General features: G+C 69.6%; 16 protein-coding genes. 12 read left to right on the top strand and 4 right to left on the bottom strand.

Annotated elements, in window-relative coordinates; genetic code table 11:
• Nucleotides 1-20: 20 nt before the first annotated feature.
• The 4 genes from ATK30_RS40940 (at nt 21) to ATK30_RS45225 (ending at nt 3351) form a co-directional block, all read left to right on the top strand.
• Entirely contained in the window at nt 21-731 is a 711-nt protein-coding gene (locus ATK30_RS40940; protein WP_101441336.1) for an SDR family NAD(P)-dependent oxidoreductase, read from the top strand.
• Nucleotides 732-1402: 671 nt separating this feature from the next.
• On the top strand, nt 1403-2416 hold the full coding sequence (locus ATK30_RS40935) for a tyrosine-type recombinase/integrase (RefSeq protein ID WP_101440050.1): 1014 nt from the start codon (nt 1403-1405) through the stop codon (nt 2414-2416).
• Nucleotides 2417-2420: 4 nt separating this feature from the next.
• Nucleotides 2421-2885 (top strand): SRPBCC family protein, encoded by a 465-nt coding sequence (locus ATK30_RS40930; protein ID WP_208637556.1) that lies wholly within the window; start codon nt 2421-2423, stop codon nt 2883-2885.
• Nucleotides 2886-3102: 217 nt separating this feature from the next.
• Nucleotides 3103-3351 (top strand): hypothetical protein, encoded by a 249-nt coding sequence (locus tag ATK30_RS45225; protein ID WP_158242575.1) that lies wholly within the window; start codon nt 3103-3105, stop codon nt 3349-3351.
• Nucleotides 3352-3666: 315 nt separating this feature from the next.
• On the opposite strand, the gene ATK30_RS40920 is transcribed toward ATK30_RS45225, so the two are convergent.
• A complete protein-coding gene (locus ATK30_RS40920; RefSeq protein ID WP_101440048.1) occupies nt 3667-4047 on the bottom strand; it encodes a hypothetical protein in 381 nt (126 codons plus the stop codon).
• A gap of 66 nt (nt 4048-4113) precedes the next feature.
• Between ATK30_RS40920 and ATK30_RS40915 the strand changes: the two genes are divergently transcribed.
• Together ATK30_RS40915 and ATK30_RS40910 are read left to right on the top strand one after the other, a co-directional pair.
• Entirely contained in the window at nt 4114-4890 is a 777-nt protein-coding gene (locus ATK30_RS40915; RefSeq protein WP_101441335.1) for a glycerophosphodiester phosphodiesterase, read from the top strand.
• Nucleotides 4891-4930: 40 nt separating this feature from the next.
• Nucleotides 4931-5929: a helix-turn-helix transcriptional regulator gene (locus ATK30_RS40910; protein WP_101440047.1), complete on the top strand. Its 999-nt coding sequence runs from the start codon at nt 4931-4933 to the stop codon at nt 5927-5929.
• Here ATK30_RS40910 and ATK30_RS40905 read toward each other — a convergent pair.
• A complete protein-coding gene (locus ATK30_RS40905) occupies nt 5862-6566 on the bottom strand; it encodes a transglycosylase family protein (protein WP_101440046.1) in 705 nt (234 codons plus the stop codon). The two genes, ATK30_RS40910 and ATK30_RS40905, sit on opposite strands and share 68 nt — an antisense overlap.
• Nucleotides 6567-6814: 248 nt before the next feature.
• On the opposite strand from ATK30_RS40905, the gene ATK30_RS40900 reads away from it, so the two are divergent.
• The 3 genes from ATK30_RS40900 (at nt 6815) to ATK30_RS40890 (ending at nt 9573) form a co-directional block, all read left to right on the top strand.
• The gene (locus ATK30_RS40900) at nt 6815-8215 is read left to right on the top strand and encodes an MFS transporter (RefSeq protein WP_101440045.1); all 1401 of its coding nucleotides are present in this window, start codon (nt 6815-6817) and stop codon (nt 8213-8215) included.
• A 22-nt stretch (nt 8216-8237) separates the two neighbouring features.
• Entirely contained in the window at nt 8238-8999 is a 762-nt protein-coding gene (locus tag ATK30_RS40895; protein WP_208637555.1) for a thymidine kinase, read from the top strand.
• Between the two features lie 226 nt (nt 9000-9225).
• Nucleotides 9226-9573, top strand: a complete 348-nt coding sequence (locus ATK30_RS40890) for an RNA polymerase-binding protein RbpA (RefSeq protein ID WP_009078445.1) — start codon at nt 9226-9228, stop codon at nt 9571-9573.
• A gap of 99 nt (nt 9574-9672) precedes the next feature.
• Here ATK30_RS40890 and ATK30_RS40885 read toward each other — a convergent pair whose 3' ends face one another.
• A complete protein-coding gene (locus ATK30_RS40885; protein WP_101440044.1) occupies nt 9673-10854 on the bottom strand; it encodes an MFS transporter in 1182 nt (393 codons plus the stop codon).
• A gap of 49 nt (nt 10855-10903) precedes the next feature.
• On the opposite strand from ATK30_RS40885, the gene ATK30_RS40880 reads away from it, so the two are divergent.
• From ATK30_RS40880 to ATK30_RS40870, 3 genes are all read left to right on the top strand, one after another.
• Complete coding sequence (locus ATK30_RS40880) at nt 10904-11383, top strand: winged helix-turn-helix transcriptional regulator (protein ID WP_101440043.1); 480 nt, start codon at nt 10904-10906, stop codon at nt 11381-11383.
• An 80-nt stretch (nt 11384-11463) separates the two neighbouring features.
• Nucleotides 11464-11808: an ArsR/SmtB family transcription factor gene (locus ATK30_RS40875; RefSeq protein ID WP_101440042.1), complete on the top strand. Its 345-nt coding sequence runs from the start codon at nt 11464-11466 to the stop codon at nt 11806-11808.
• The gene (locus ATK30_RS40870) at nt 11805-12893 is read left to right on the top strand and encodes an SRPBCC domain-containing protein (RefSeq protein WP_101440041.1); all 1089 of its coding nucleotides are present in this window, start codon (nt 11805-11807) and stop codon (nt 12891-12893) included. Before ATK30_RS40875 ends, ATK30_RS40870 begins: the two co-directional genes overlap by 4 nt.
• A gap of 7 nt (nt 12894-12900) precedes the next feature.
• On the opposite strand, the gene ATK30_RS40865 is transcribed toward ATK30_RS40870, so the two are convergent.
• Nucleotides 12901-13668, bottom strand: coding sequence for a polyprenol monophosphomannose synthase (locus tag ATK30_RS40865; protein ID WP_101440040.1), 768 nt, complete (start codon nt 13666-13668; stop codon nt 12901-12903).
• Nucleotides 13669-13676 lie beyond the last annotated feature (8 nt).

Below are 13676 nucleotides of genomic sequence, written 5' to 3'. Positions count from 1 at the left end.
CAGCACCTACCTTCGCGGCCATGACCACAACACTCATCACCGGTGCCACCAAAGGACTCGGCTACGAAACTGCCCGCCGCCTGGTCGCCGCCGGACACACTGTCTACCTCGGCGCCCGCGACGCCGCCCGCGGCCAGCGAGCCGCGGAGGAACTCGGCACACGCACCGTCCAGCTCGACGTCACCGACGAGGCGTCGGTCCTCGCGGCAGCGAAAACCGTTGAGGCGGACGGGGGACTGGACGTGCTCGTCAACAACGCAGGCATCGCTGTCGAACTGAAGAGCGATGGGGAATCGGTCGGCGCAGTGGAAACCACCGCCGACCTGATGCGGGAAACGTTCGAGACCAACGTCTTCGGCGTCGTGCGAGTGCTGCACGCGTTCCTGCCGCTTCTGCAACGCTCGTCCGCGCCGGTGGTGGTGAACGTGAGCAGTGCGCTGGGATCGCTTGGCCGCGTGACGGACCCGGCGACGCACCAGTACGCGTACCGCGGCGTGGCGTACCCGGCGTCGAAGGCTGCCGTGAACATGGTGACCGTGCAGTACGCGAAGGCGTTCCCGGGGATCCGGATCAACGCCGTCGAGCCGGGCTACACGCGGACGGACATCAACGGACGCCGCGGCGGACAGCCGGTCGAACAGGGCGCGGAGATCATCGTCCGGATGGCGCAGATCGGAACCGACGGACCGACCGGCACGTACACGGACATCGACGGCCCGCTCGCGTGGTGAGGCAGTTCAGCGGGCGAGCGGGTCTGGGATCCCGCCCAGCCGCTTACTTGACATAATGTACATTATCGGCGTTTTGCTGACCTGCTGATCAGCGAGTTGAGGAGAGGCTTCCTGAGGGTTTCTGACGCCGTCGGAAGGCTTGGCTTCGCACGCTTCGACGTGAGCTGCCGGTGGCTGAGTCAGTCAGTCCGCATCAGCCGGCGTCGCCTCGCGGCACGTTCGACCCTGCGGCCTCTGGTCGAGTCCTGAGTCGCCCCGCGGAGAGCAACCCCGGAATCCCCGACGAGAACTGCCGTTCCAGTCGTGCTTAATTCGTCACCGTGACGAATTAAGCACGACTGGCTGGACGTTGAGGTTGGAGTACAACAACTTTGTCGGACGCGCCAACATGAGCTCAGGCGGCCTGAAGATCCGCTCAGCCAGATCAACGCGTCACAGATCCGGCCCAGCGCCAGATCTGCCCACAGTGCCTACACCGGCCTGAACACGGACATTGTGCACCGCACGGGGAACTTCCGGGAGCCAAACGAGCAGATCGGAAAGTGCTGTCCCCCAAGGGGATTCAGCCCCTTCTCAAGCCTGGTCGAGCCCCTTCCGCAGCCATGTTTCATGCATAATCGCTATTATGCATCATATATCAGACGACGGCTAGCGTCGAAATTGTCGGTGCTGTGCGGTACAAGATCACTATGCTCGTTTCCGAGGCACAGCAAGCGTTCTTCGCGGCACGGCGGCCGCGCAAGGACTCGCCGCACACCACTGCCGCCTATCGGCGGGACCTCGCCGGGATCACCGCTCTCCTGCAGGCGGAGCTGGGTCGCGACGAGGTGGACGTCGAAGAGCTGACCGCGCCGGTGCTGCGGGCCGCCTTCGGCGCGTTCGCCGACAATCACGCGAAAAGTTCGGTGTTGCGGGCGTGGTCGACGTGGAACCAGTTCCTCACCTTCTGCGTGTCGGACGGACTGCTCCCGGGCAATCCGATGGGAGCCGTCGCGCGGCCCAAGACTCCCCCGCTCACGCCGAAACCCTTGCGAGGCGAGGAAACTCCCGAGCAACTGCTGACCGCGGCGGCCGACGGCGCCCGGCGCGCGCGGGATCCTTGGCCGGAGCGGGATGTGCTGGTTCTGGCACTCGGGCTGGTCGCGGGCCTGCGGGCAGCGGAAATGCGCGCGCTCACGCCCCGGTCGGTGGTCGGGCGTGACGGTGAATTGCGGCTGCACGTCCACGGCAAGGGCAGCCGGGACCGCTCGATCCCGGTACAGCCGGCGATGGCGAAGCTGATCGAGGACTACCAGGCTTCGTGCCGCCGTCGCTTTCCCCGGCAGCGTTTCCCGGCGAGCGAACCGCTGCTGCGAGATCGGGCGGGCAACCCGATCGGCCGCGGTGCGCTGGAGTACCTGGTGAAGTCGTGCTACCGATGGGCGGGTCTGCACGACCGCGTGCCGACGGGCGCGAATCTCCATGCCTTGCGGCACACCTTCGCCACGCGGCTGGCCGAAGACGGGGCGACCGCGTCGGAGATCATGTCCTTGCTGGGGCACGCGAGCCTGGCGACGAGTCAGAACTACATCGAGGCGACCGGCCGGGAACAGCGAGCGGCCGCGGCGAGCAACCGGACCTATCGCGCGCTCAACGGGTTGTCTCGGAAAGAAGGCACCGCGCGGGAGGCCGATGTGATTGCATGAGCGCGTGACTGACGAACCCTCGCGCGTCGTGCGCGCCAGCCGAGAGATCGAGGCCCCCGCGGAGCGGATTTTCGAACTGATCGCCGACCCGGCGCAGCAGCCGAGTTGGGACGGCAACGACAACTTGGCCGAGGCCGAGCCGGGCCAGCGGGTCCATGCGGTCGGCGATGTGTTCACCATGACGCTGACGTACAGCGGCGTGCGGCAGAACCGCATCGTGGAGTTCGAGGAGGGTCGTCGGGTGGCGTGGCGTCCGTCGGAACCGGGTCGGGAGGAGCCGGGGCATCTGTGGCGCTGGGAACTGAAGCCGCTCAGCGCGACGCGGACCGAGGTGACTCACACCTACGACTGGTCCGACCTGGACCCCGACGACACGGGGCGGAACTCCCGCGCCCGGTCGACGACGGTCGAGATGCTGGAGGCGTCGCTGGAGAATCTGGCGAAGGCTGCGGAGCGTCCGCAGTCGTAGCCCGCGCGGGCCGTCTGGGCGCTAGCTCGCACCACGGGCAGGCTGGGCTTGGACTCCGCGACCCGTCGACAGCGAATCGCGCAGATGCTCCCCCGGGCTCATCTCCGACGCCGTGGAGTTGCCGCGTCATGGGAAGCGGAGAGACCACTTCAGCCTCTCCCCTGCGCCGGGCGGTTCGGCAGTAGTCCTTCCCGGTTCTCGGCCAGTCGAGCAGTGCTTGTGCTTCGGCGTCGCCGAGATCAGCGGGCACGATGCGGTCGAGGATCACGTGCCCGGCGTCCGATCCCGGTGCGATTCCCTGCTCGGCAGCGGGGCGGGCGTGCTCGAGGACCGTCGGCCGGATGTTGAGGCCGAATTCGATGCGGTTGTCGGTTTCGCCACGGAGCACCATCTGCCGCGTCGCGCGGCGGAAGTCGTCGTCGGAGACGAGTTCGGCCAGTTCTACCCACCCGTCCACTTGCTCTGAGGTCGGGTCGTCGGGCAACCGCGGCGGCATCTCTCGCATGAACTCGGCGATGTCGATGAGCCGTTGCCGCTCGCGGGCGGGCAGTCGGGCGAGCTCGTACATCAGGGCCAGTCCTTCGGACCGGTTGTTTCGGCCGAGGGCGTTGCGCAGGACCGCCCGGTTGAAAGGCCGTATTACTCCGCTGTCGGACCAGAACCGGGACGACCCCGCGCGAGCTCGCCTATCGGGTAGCGGTCGGTCTCCTGGCCCATGGGCTCACCCTGCACCTGTCACCCTGGTGGAAGGTCAACTCGAATCTCTGGTCGCGCGGGGACCTCAGCGAAGCTGTTCGAGATCCTTCGCCGCCGCCGCGATCTCCTCCGCGAGCTGACGCAGCTCCCCTGCCGACGCGCCGTCCTGGGCGGCGGTCACGATGTCCTCCGCGGCGCAGCGCAGCTGGAAGAGCCGGTCCTGGAGCGCGGCGATCTCGGTGTCCGACAGCACGACCGCGTCTTCGGGCAGGCCGCTGCGCTGCAGAGCGGTCCGGCGTTCGTAGGCGCGCTGGCGGCAGGACTGTCCGCAGTAGCGCCGGCGGCGTCCGACGTTGCCCGCTTCGGGCAGGCGGCGTCCGCACCAGCCGCAGTGTTTCGGGGCGTTCGTGCGGCGCGGCACGACGCGTTCGTCGCCGGTCAGAGCGTGTTCGGCCAGTTCCCTCACCCGCCGGACTCTAGCTGTCCATCACGTTCTCACGACGGGGCCACACCGATGGCGCAGACTGGACGCATGCGTCCACCGTTTCCGTACCTCGCCGACTCGCTCCCCCGCGCCTTCGCCCACCGCGGCTGGCACATCGGCGACCTGGACGGGCTGGAGAACTCGCTTCCGGCGTTCCAGCGCGCGGTGGCCGAGGGGTACCGCTATCTGGAGACCGATGTGCACGCCACGTCGGACGGCGTGGTCGTCGTCCATCACGACGCGACGCTCGATCGCACGACCGACGGGCGAGGCGCGATCGCGACCCAGACCTGGGCGCAGCTCAAGGACGTGAAGATCGACGGCCGGGCGCCGTTGTCGCGGCTGGAGGATCTGCTCGAGGAGCTGCCGGACGCGTTTTTCAACATCGACGTGAAGGCCGACAGCGCGGTGGTCCCGTTCGTGCGGACGCTGGAGCGGACCGGGGCGATCGAGCGGGTCGCCGCGGCGTCCTTTTCGGACGGCAGGCTCACCCGGCTGCGGCGGCTGGCGGGGCCGAAGCTGCTGACCGCGATGGGGCCGCGGTCGGCTTTCCTGTTGTGGGCGAGCGGCCGGGCTCCGCTGCTGCAGACGAGCCGGTTCGCGGCGGGCTGGCTCGCGCAGGTACCGGTGCGGCAGGGGCCGTTGACCGTGGTCAACCAGGCCTTCGTCAAGTCGGCGGTGCGGCGCGGGTTCGAGGTGCACACGTGGACGATCGACGACGCGGACCAGATGCGGACGCTTCTGGACCTCGGCGTGCACGGGATCGTCACCGACCGGCCGGATCTGCTGCGCGAGGTGCTGCGGGAGCGGGGTGCGTGGAAGTAGCGGACCGGTCCTGACCGCTATTCGAGGCAGGATCGGCGGCGTGCCGAAGACCTCCGCGCGGTTGCTGTCGCTGCTCTCATTGCTTCAGTCGCGGCGGGATTGGCCGGGTGCGCTGCTGGCCGAACGGCTGGGGGTCAGTCCGCGCACGGTGCGCCGCGACGTCGACCGGTTGCGGGAGCTCGGCTATCCGATCGTCACGACGAAGGGGCCGGACGGCGGTTACCGGCTCGACGCTGGGGCGCAGCTTCCGCCGCTGTTGTTCGACGACGACCAGGCGGTCGCGCTGGCGATCGCGTTGCAGGCGGCGACCGGGGCGGGGATCGAGGAGGCGGCCAAGCGGGCGTTGCAGACCGTGCGGCAGGTGATGCCCGCGCGGCTGCGGCATCGCGTCGACGCCTTGAGCTTCACCGCCGTCGAACGTCCGGTGCCCAGCACGGACCCGCGGACTCTCGTCGCGTTGAGCGCCGCCGTGCGTGCCCGAGAGGTGCTCCGGTTCGATTACGCCCCAACGGATACGCCGCCTCGGCGCGTGGAGCCGCATCATCTCGTCACGTGGGGCCGGCGCTGGTATCTGGTCGCTTGGGATCTCGATCGCGAGGACTGGCGCATTTTCCGCGCGGACCGGATCACGCCGCGTACGCCCACTGGACCGAAGTTCGCGGACCGCGGGCTGGCCGACGTCGCCGCGTTCGTCGCCGCCCGGTTCCGCGGGACGGATCTGTCGGGCGAATGGCCCTGCCGCGGCGAGGTGATCTTGCATCTGCCGGCGACGGAAGCGGCGAGCTACCTGAGCGAAGGCGTCATCGAGGCGCTCGGGCCGGAGCGGTGCCGGGTGAGTCTCGGGGCTTGGTCGTGGCGCGGGCTGGCCGCGTCGTTAGGCCGGGTCGACGCCGACATCGAAGTCGTCGGCCCGGCCGAACTGAACACGGCGTTCCGGCAGCTCGCCGCGCGCTACGCCGAGGCGGCGCGGGTCAGCGAGGAGCCTTGCCTTCCCACGCGGCCTTCCACGTCTTCGGGCCCAGCCGGCCCGAGTCGTTGATGCCGTTGGCGCGCTGCAGGTCGAGGACCGCGGTGCGGGTCTTGTCGTAGTAGCAGCCGGTGCCGTTGAAGCCGTAGCCGAAGGCGTTCATCCGCAGCTGGAAGGTGCGCAGCGCGGGGGCGCAGTCGCCGTAGGCGTAGACGAGGCCGGGCCAGGCGGGAGTCGCGCCGGGCGGTCCCGGCGGCGGAGTGGGCTGGGGCCGGGGCGCGGGCGGGGTCGGAAGCCCGCCGCCGCCGATGTAGGCGGCCTCTTCCCAGGCGGGGACGCGCTTGCTGCGGGCGTCGCCGTCGTTGGACAGGCCGAGCATGCCGCCGCATTCCCAGGGCTGCCAGCCGCGCATCCGGTACAGGTAGAGCGCGCGGTAGTCCTGCTCGCGGGGGCTGGCCTGGTCGGGGCGGCCCTGGCCGCCGACGCTGCGCCAGGTGGGGATGTCGAACTGGTAGGCGCCGTAGTAGCCGTTGCCGGTGTTGATCGAGTAGCGGCCGCTCGATTCGCACATGCGGAGCTTGGCCCAGATGCCCGAGGCGGGGTCCGCGGAGGCGGCGCCGGTGACGACGAGTTCCATGCCGAGGACGGCGACCACGAGCAGCAAGGCTCTGGCTGCGGCCCGTCTGGCAGTGCGAACGCGAGTGGTCATGCCACGCACACTAAGCACGTGACTCATCGACCACAAGAGTCACACCACGCACAGCAGTCTCACATGACACGCCCGGCTATCCCGGCAGCGACACGCCCGGCCCGGCGTGTCGCGCGGTCCGTCGCGCGGCGTGGCGGAACCGGAAGCGACGAACCGGACACGGTTTGCCCCCTTCGGCGGTACCGACCGGGCCCGCGCCAGTAATGTCCGGCGCGACCTGGAGATTCGCACCGAACGAGGAGCCGTGGATGACGCTGGCCGAGACCCGGGACAGCAAACGGGAACGGTGGGGCTGGTACTTCTACGACTGGGCCAATTCGCCGTTCTACTCGTCGGTCACGACGGTGTTCGGGGCGCTGTACATGAGCTCCGTTGCGGCGGCGGACGCGAAGCAGAACATCACCCTTAACGGGGACAGGGCTTGCCTCAACGCGGCCGGAGCCGACGACAAGCTCAACCACTGCGACGTGTCGCTGTTCGGCCTCCACTTCCCCGCCGGATCGCTGTGGGGCTACCTGCTGTCGGTGGCGACCGTGGTGCAGGTTCTGGTGCTGCCGATCGCGGGCGCGGTGGCCGACCGCAGCCGCAACAAGCGCAAGATCCTCGGCTGGTTCGCCGTGCTCGGCGCGGCGGCGTCGGCGCTGATGTTCTTCATGGCCGGTTCGGACTGGCAGCTGGGCGCGGCGCTGTTCGTCCTCGCGAACATCGGGTACGGCGGTTCGCTGGTCGTCTACTACTCGTTCCTGGTGGACATCGCGACGCCGGACGAGCGCGACGACGTCTCGGCCAAGGGCTGGGCGTTCGGCTACCTCGGGGGCGGGCTCGCGCTCGCGCTGCAGCTCGCCTTCTACCTCAGCCGCGAATCCCTCGGCATCGACACCGGTCTCGCGGTCCGGATCTGCTTTCTCACCTCGGGCATCTGGTGGGCCGTGTTCACTGTCCCGACCCTGCGCCGGCTCCCCCGCGTCCACGTGCCGACCGCGACCGCGCGCGGCGTCTCGGTGCTGCGGGCCGGTTTCGGCGAGCTGCGCCAGACGCTCGGCGAGGCGAAGGCGTATCCGCTCACGCTCGCCTTCCTCGGCAGCTACCTGCTTTTCGCGGACGGGATCAACACCGTCGTCACGGTCTCGGCGCAGTACGGGAAGGACGAGCTGCGGTTCTCCGACGAGGTGTTGATCATCACGGTGCTGGTGATCCAGTTCCTCGCCTACGCGGGCGGCGTCCTGCACGGCCTGCTCGCGCGACGACTGGGCGCGAAGCGGACGATCCTGGTCAGTCTCGTGCTCTGGGTCGTGGTCCTCGGCGGGGCGTACTTCGTACAGCCGAAGCAGCCGCTGCAGTTCTTCGCCGTGGCGATCGGCATCGGGCTGGTGCTGGGCGGGACGAACGCGCTGGCCAGGTCGCTGTTCAGCCAGATGATCCCGGCGGGGAAGGACGCGCAGTACTACTCGCTCTACGTCGTCGGCGAGAAGGGCACGTCGTGGCTCGGGCCGCTGGTGTTCGCCGGCGTCGGGCAGGCGACCGGGTCGTTCCGGCTGGCGATCGTCGCGCTCGTGGTGTTCTTCGTGCTCGGGTTCGTGTTCGTCGCGCTGGTGCCGGTGCGGCGCGCGATCGCGGCCGCCGGCAACCGTCCGCCGGAGGTGCTGTGAGGCCCCGATAGGGTCGGTCGTCGTGACCGCTGCAGACGACGTTGTGCTCGACGACCCCACCGACGCGCTTTCCGCGGCCCCGCCCGCCGGGGCCCGGCGCAACGGTCCCGCGCGGGGACGGCTGAAGTTCTGCTACGGCCCGATGGACTGCGGGAAGTCGACGCTGGCGCTGCAGATCGACCACAACCACGCGCGCCAGGGGCGGCGCGGCCTGGTGCTGGTCCGCCACGACCGGTCCGGCGCGCCGCAGATCACCAGCCGGATCGGCATCGCGCGGCGGGCGACCGAGGTCGCGACCGGCACCGACCTGCGGGATCTGGTGCGCGAGCAGTGGGCGCGCGGGCAGCACGTGGACTACGTGATCGTGGACGAGGCGCAGTTCCTCTCCCCCGACCAGGTCGACCAGCTCGCCGAACTCGCCGACGAGGCCGGCATCGACGTGTACTGCTTCGGCATCGCGACCGACTTCCGCAGCCGGCTGTTCCCCGGAGCGGCCCGGCTGTTCGAAATCGCCGACGAGCTCCAGCCGGTCCAGGTCGAGGTGCTCTGCTGGTGCGGGCTGCCCGGCCGGTTCAACGCGCGGGTCCGCGACGACGTGATTCTCCGCGAGGGGGACACCGTGGTGGTGGCTGATACCGAACACTCTGTAGTTGAATCTTCAGCTTCAGCACGGTCTGATGCCGAAACGGTCACGGTCCGTTATCAGGTACTGTGCCGCCTTCACTTCCGCTCGGGGGATCTGGGACCCGCTGCCGCCCAGCACGGTCAGTTACGGTTGCCCTAACGCTAACCTAACTAGCCCGACTGGGGGATATCCGCACTAAGAAGGCGGTATCCGCGTCACGTCAGAGGGCGAAACGACTCCCTCTGGAGGAAGCTGAAGACCACGGGTGACGCAGCTCATCGTGAGCAGTGACATGGCGTGCCGGGAATCTCTCGGGCACTGTGTTCGTTGCATAGGGTGAGCATCACCCTGGCTCCACCCGGAGCTGACTGAAAGGAATCCCACTATGGCCGACCGTGTTCTCCGTGGAAGCCGGCTGGGAGCGGTCAGCTACGAGACCGACCGCAATCACGATCTCGCTCCGCGCCGTACCGTGCGCTACTCCTGCCCCAAGAACCACGAGTTCGAGGTGCCGTTCTCCGACGACGCCGAGATCCCGACGGTGTGGGAGTGCCGCCTGCACGGCAGCGAATCCGAGATCGTCGACGGCGGGCAGCCCGAGCAAAAAAAGGTCAAGCCCCCCAGGACGCACTGGGACATGCTGCTGGAGCGCCGCTCCATCCCCGAGCTCGAGGACCTGCTGAACGAACGTCTCGCCGAGCTCAAGGGACGCCGGACCAGCCGGTCCGCTTGAGCCTCGGCCAGTAGCTGGCTCCCACCACCGAACAGGAACGGCCCCCGCGACCTCCCCCCGCGGGGGCCGTTCCGCGTCCGCGTCGCCTTCGCGGCGGGCTCAGGAGGCCGAACAAGCCCGGACCTCCGCCCGACCCCGGGCGAACCTCGCTGCCGCCCAGACCGCGAACGCGCACCCGGCGAACGCCGCGCCCAAGACGCTCGAACCGGTCCAGCCCGCCGTCGCGAACGCCGCCGTGGTCGTGGCCGCGCCCAGGGCGGAGCCGAGCGAGTAGAAGATCATGTAGCCGCCGATGACGCTGCTGGTGCGGTCGGGATGCGCCGCGGTGAGCAGGTGCTGATTGCTGACGTGCACCGCCTGCACGGCGAAATCGAGCACCAGCACGCCCAGCCCCAGCAGCCACAGCGACGGCTGGCCGACCGCCAGCCAGGACGCCGTCAGCAGGATCAGCGCTCCCCCGGTGACGAGGCTCGCGCATCCGCGGTCGGCCCAGCGTCCGGCGCGGGCGGCGCCCAGCGCGCCGGCCAGACCGACCAGCCCGAACAAGCCGATCTGCGCGGTGCTCAGGTTCCACGGGTCCGCGGCGAGCGGCAGCGACAGACCGCTCCACAGCGTGCCGAACGATGCGAACAGGAAGAACGCGATCAGCCCTCGTGAGAGGAACAGCGGCTCGCGGAACAGGCCGCCGAGCGAAGTCAGCACCTGCCGATACGTGGTGCCGTCGCGACGCGGATCCGGCGGCATCGTCTTAAGTACGACACCGGCGAGCGTCACCAGCAGTACCGCGAGCGCGACGTAGACGCTGCGCCAACCCCACAGTTCGGCCAGTGCGCCGGCGGCGACCCGTGCGCCGAGGATGCCGATGACCACACCCGAGGTCACGACGCCGAGGGTGCGTCCGCGTTCCTCGGGCGTCGACAGAGCGGCGGCGTAGGCGACTGTCGTCTGCACGACCACCGCGAAGAGGCCGGCGAGCGCTAGTCCGGTCAGCAGCAGCCAGGCTTGTGCGGCGACCGCGGCCAGCGCGGCGCCGACGGCGGTCAGCAGCAGGTGCGCGGCGATGAGCTTGCGCCGGTCGACGAGATCGCCCAGCGGCACCAACGCGGCGAGTCCGGCCAGATAGCCGAGCTGTCCGGCGGCGACGATCCAGCCCAGATCAGCGTCCGGCACGCCCAGGTCCGGGCCGATTTCTGCCAGCACAGGCTGAGCGGCGTAGATGCTCGCGACAGCGACCGCGCACACGGCGGCGAACACTGTCCGGCGGCCGGTGGTGAGGCCCATGACTCCCCCAATCAGTAGCGAATTGCAACTGATTGCACCGTACGGCAGAATGGTTTCAAAGAGCAACTCATCGAGGAGGCACCTGATCGTGGGCGACACCCCGGCCTGGACCGACCCGTCGTGCCCAGTGGCCCGCACTCTGGACCTCGTCGGCGACCGGTGGAGCCTGCTGATCGTCCGCGACGCGATGGACGGCGCGCGGGCGTTCACCGACTTCCAGCACCGCACCGGCATCGCCCGCAACATCCTCGCCGACCGGCTGCGCCGCCTGGTCGAACGCGGCGTCCTGGACCGGCGGACCGCCGAGTCGGGCAAACGGCAGGTCTACTCGCTCACCCCGGCCGGACGGGACCTGTTCACCGTCGTCGTCGCCCTCCGGCAGTGGGGCGAGCGGCACGCCTTCTCCCCCGGCGAAGACCACTCCGTACTGGTCGACGAGGCCGGGCAGCCAATCCCGCCGCTCAGGCCGGTCGCGGCGAGCGGTGCGGCGGCCGACGTCGAGACGACCTCGGTGCGCAAGGTCCGCTGAATCCCGTTTCCCCTCTTGCTCCCGCGACGCGACGGGCTTATTGTCAACGTACCGCTTGATAAAGAGATCGGTTGATAAAGATGCCCGTTGACAACGTCGAGGACCGGCTGGACCGGGCGTTCACCGCGCTGGGCGACCCGATCCGGCGCGCGCTGATCGCCCGGCTGTCGCGCGGAGAAGCGACCGTGAACGAACTGGCCGAGCCGTTCCCGGTGACGAAGCAAGCCGTGTCGCGGCACGTCCAGGTGCTGGAGGCGGCCGGGCTCATCACGCGCAGCCGCGACGGCCAGCGCCGCCCGTGCCACCTCAACGCGGCCGCTCTCGAAGAGCTGACCAGCTGGATCGACACCTACCGGCTGACCCGCGAACGCGAATACCGCCGCCTCGACAGCCTTCTCGAAGAGACCAAGGAGCAGGACCGATGACCGCGAACCCGACCACCATCACCGCCCAGCCCGGCAGCCCGTTCATCGAGGTCGTCCGCGAATTCGACGCGACGCCCGCTCAGCTGTTCCGCGCGCACACCGACCCCGGCCTGCTCACCCGCTGGCTCGGTCCGCGCGACGTCGAGATGCGGATCCTCGAGTTCGCCGCGCACTCCGGCGGGGCGTACCGCTACGTGCACGTCGCTCCCGACGGCAGCGAGCACGTGTTCCGCGGCGTCTTCCACGCCGTGGACAGAGCCGAGCGGATCGTCCAGACCTTCGAGTACGAGGGCGCGCCCGGCAACGTCAGCCTGCAAACGCTGACCTTCGAGGACGTCGACGGCCGGACGCGGCTGCGGACCCGGTCGGTCTTCCCCAGCGTCGAGACCCGCGACGCCATGGTCGCGAGCGGAATGGAACGCGGCGTCCGCGATTCGATGGACCGGCTCGACGAACTCGCGCGCGCGGCGGACCGGCCGGAAGCGAGCCGGGTGGTCGTGGACATCTCGATGTCGCTGGACGGCTACGTCACCGCCCCGGGAGCCGGGCCCGAACACGGACTCGGCGTCGGCGGCGAACCGCTGCACGCCTGGGTGTCCGACCCGACGCCGCGCGACTCGGAGATCCTGCACCGCTCGTTCACCGAAACCGGTGCGGTCGTCATGGGCCGCACCATGTTCGACGTCGTGGACGGCCCGAACGGCTGGCCCGACGTGGACGGCTACGGCGAGGGCGAGGACCGGGTCCCCGCGGTGCCGGTGTTCGTCGTCACCCATGCGCGGCCGGAAAAAACCCGGCTGGGCGAGCGGTTCCGGTTCGTCACCGACGGCCTCGCGAGCGCGGTCGAGCAGGCTCGCGCTGCCGCGGGCGGAAAAGACGTCACCGTGGGCGGCGGCGGATCGATCGCGTCGCAGGTCCTGCACGCGGGATTGGCGGACGTGCTGCGGATCCACCTCGCGCCGATCGTCCTCGGCGACGGAACGCCGTTGTTCCCCCAGGGAAATCCCGGACCGGTGCGGCTGGAGCCGCTCGGTGCGGTGTCGACGCCGCGCGCCGAACACCTCACCTACCGCGTCCTGGGCTAGCAGCCGGTCAGCCTCGGCCCAGCAGCCTCTTCAGCTGGGCCAGGCGGCGCTGCACGCCCCACTCCGCGACCCGGAAGAACGCCTCGGACATGATCCCGCCGCTCATCTTCGACACGCCGATTTCCCGGTCGGTGAAGGTGATCGGCACCTCGACGATGTCGAACCCGGCGTCCGCGGTGCGGCGCGTGAGGTCGATCTGGAAGCAGTAGCCGTGCGAGGCGACCTCGTTCAGCGCCAGCTTCTCCAGCACCGGACGGCGGTACGCGCGGAACCCGGCGGTCATGTCCGCCACCTTGATCCCCAGCGCGATCCGCGAGTACAGGTTCGCCCCTCGCGAGAGCAGCGTCCGGCGCAGCGGCCAGTTCACCGTGCTGCCGCCGGGCACGTACCGCGACCCGATCGACAGGTCCGCGTCGCCGACCGCGTCCAGCAGCCGCGGCAGGTCCTCCGGCGCGTGCGAGCCGTCGGCGTCCATCTCCACGAACGTCGCGTAGCCGCGCTCCATCCCCCAATGGAACCCCGCGATGTAGGCCTTGCCGAGACCTTCCTTCGCGGTGCGGTGCAGCACGTGCACCCGCTTGTCCGCGGCCGCGCGCTCGTCGGCCAGCTCGCCGGTGCCGTCCGGGCTGCCGTCGTCGACGACGAGCACGTCGACGTCCGGGAGTGCCTTGTGGAGCCGGTCCAGCACCGGGGCGAGGTTGTCCCGCTCGTTGTAGGTCGGGATCACCACCAGCACCGGTTCGATCGTTTCGGCCCCCCGCGGCGCCTGCGCCATCCGTCTCC

This window comes from Amycolatopsis echigonensis (assembly GCF_002846615.1).
GTDB lineage: Bacteria > Actinomycetota > Actinomycetes > Mycobacteriales > Pseudonocardiaceae > Amycolatopsis > Amycolatopsis echigonensis.
This window is presented reverse-complemented; position numbering and strand designations above follow the sequence as displayed.

Coding starts and splice junctions, on each gene's coding strand:
- ATK30_RS40880 (WP_101440043.1), top strand. CDS start 10,904: ATGGTTTCAAAGAGCAACTCATCGAGGAGGCACCTGATCGTGGGCGAC.
- ATK30_RS40890 (WP_009078445.1), top strand. CDS start 9,226: ATGGCCGACCGTGTTCTCCGTGGAAGCCGGCTGGGAGCGGTCAGCTAC.
- ATK30_RS40940 (WP_101441336.1), top strand. CDS start 21: ATGACCACAACACTCATCACCGGTGCCACCAAAGGACTCGGCTACGAA.
- ATK30_RS40870 (WP_101440041.1), top strand. CDS start 11,805: ATGACCGCGAACCCGACCACCATCACCGCCCAGCCCGGCAGCCCGTTC.
- ATK30_RS40875 (WP_101440042.1), top strand. CDS start 11,464: ATGCCCGTTGACAACGTCGAGGACCGGCTGGACCGGGCGTTCACCGCG.
- ATK30_RS40915 (WP_101441335.1), top strand. CDS start 4,114: ATGCGTCCACCGTTTCCGTACCTCGCCGACTCGCTCCCCCGCGCCTTC.
- ATK30_RS40885 (WP_101440044.1), bottom strand. CDS start 10,854: ATGGGCCTCACCACCGGCCGCCGGACAGTGTTCGCCGCCGTGTGCGCG.
- ATK30_RS40900 (WP_101440045.1), top strand. CDS start 6,815: ATGACGCTGGCCGAGACCCGGGACAGCAAACGGGAACGGTGGGGCTGG.
- ATK30_RS40905 (WP_101440046.1), bottom strand. CDS start 6,566: ATGACCACTCGCGTTCGCACTGCCAGACGGGCCGCAGCCAGAGCCTTG.
- ATK30_RS40865 (WP_101440040.1), bottom strand. CDS start 13,668: ATGGCGCAGGCGCCGCGGGGGGCCGAAACGATCGAACCGGTGCTGGTG.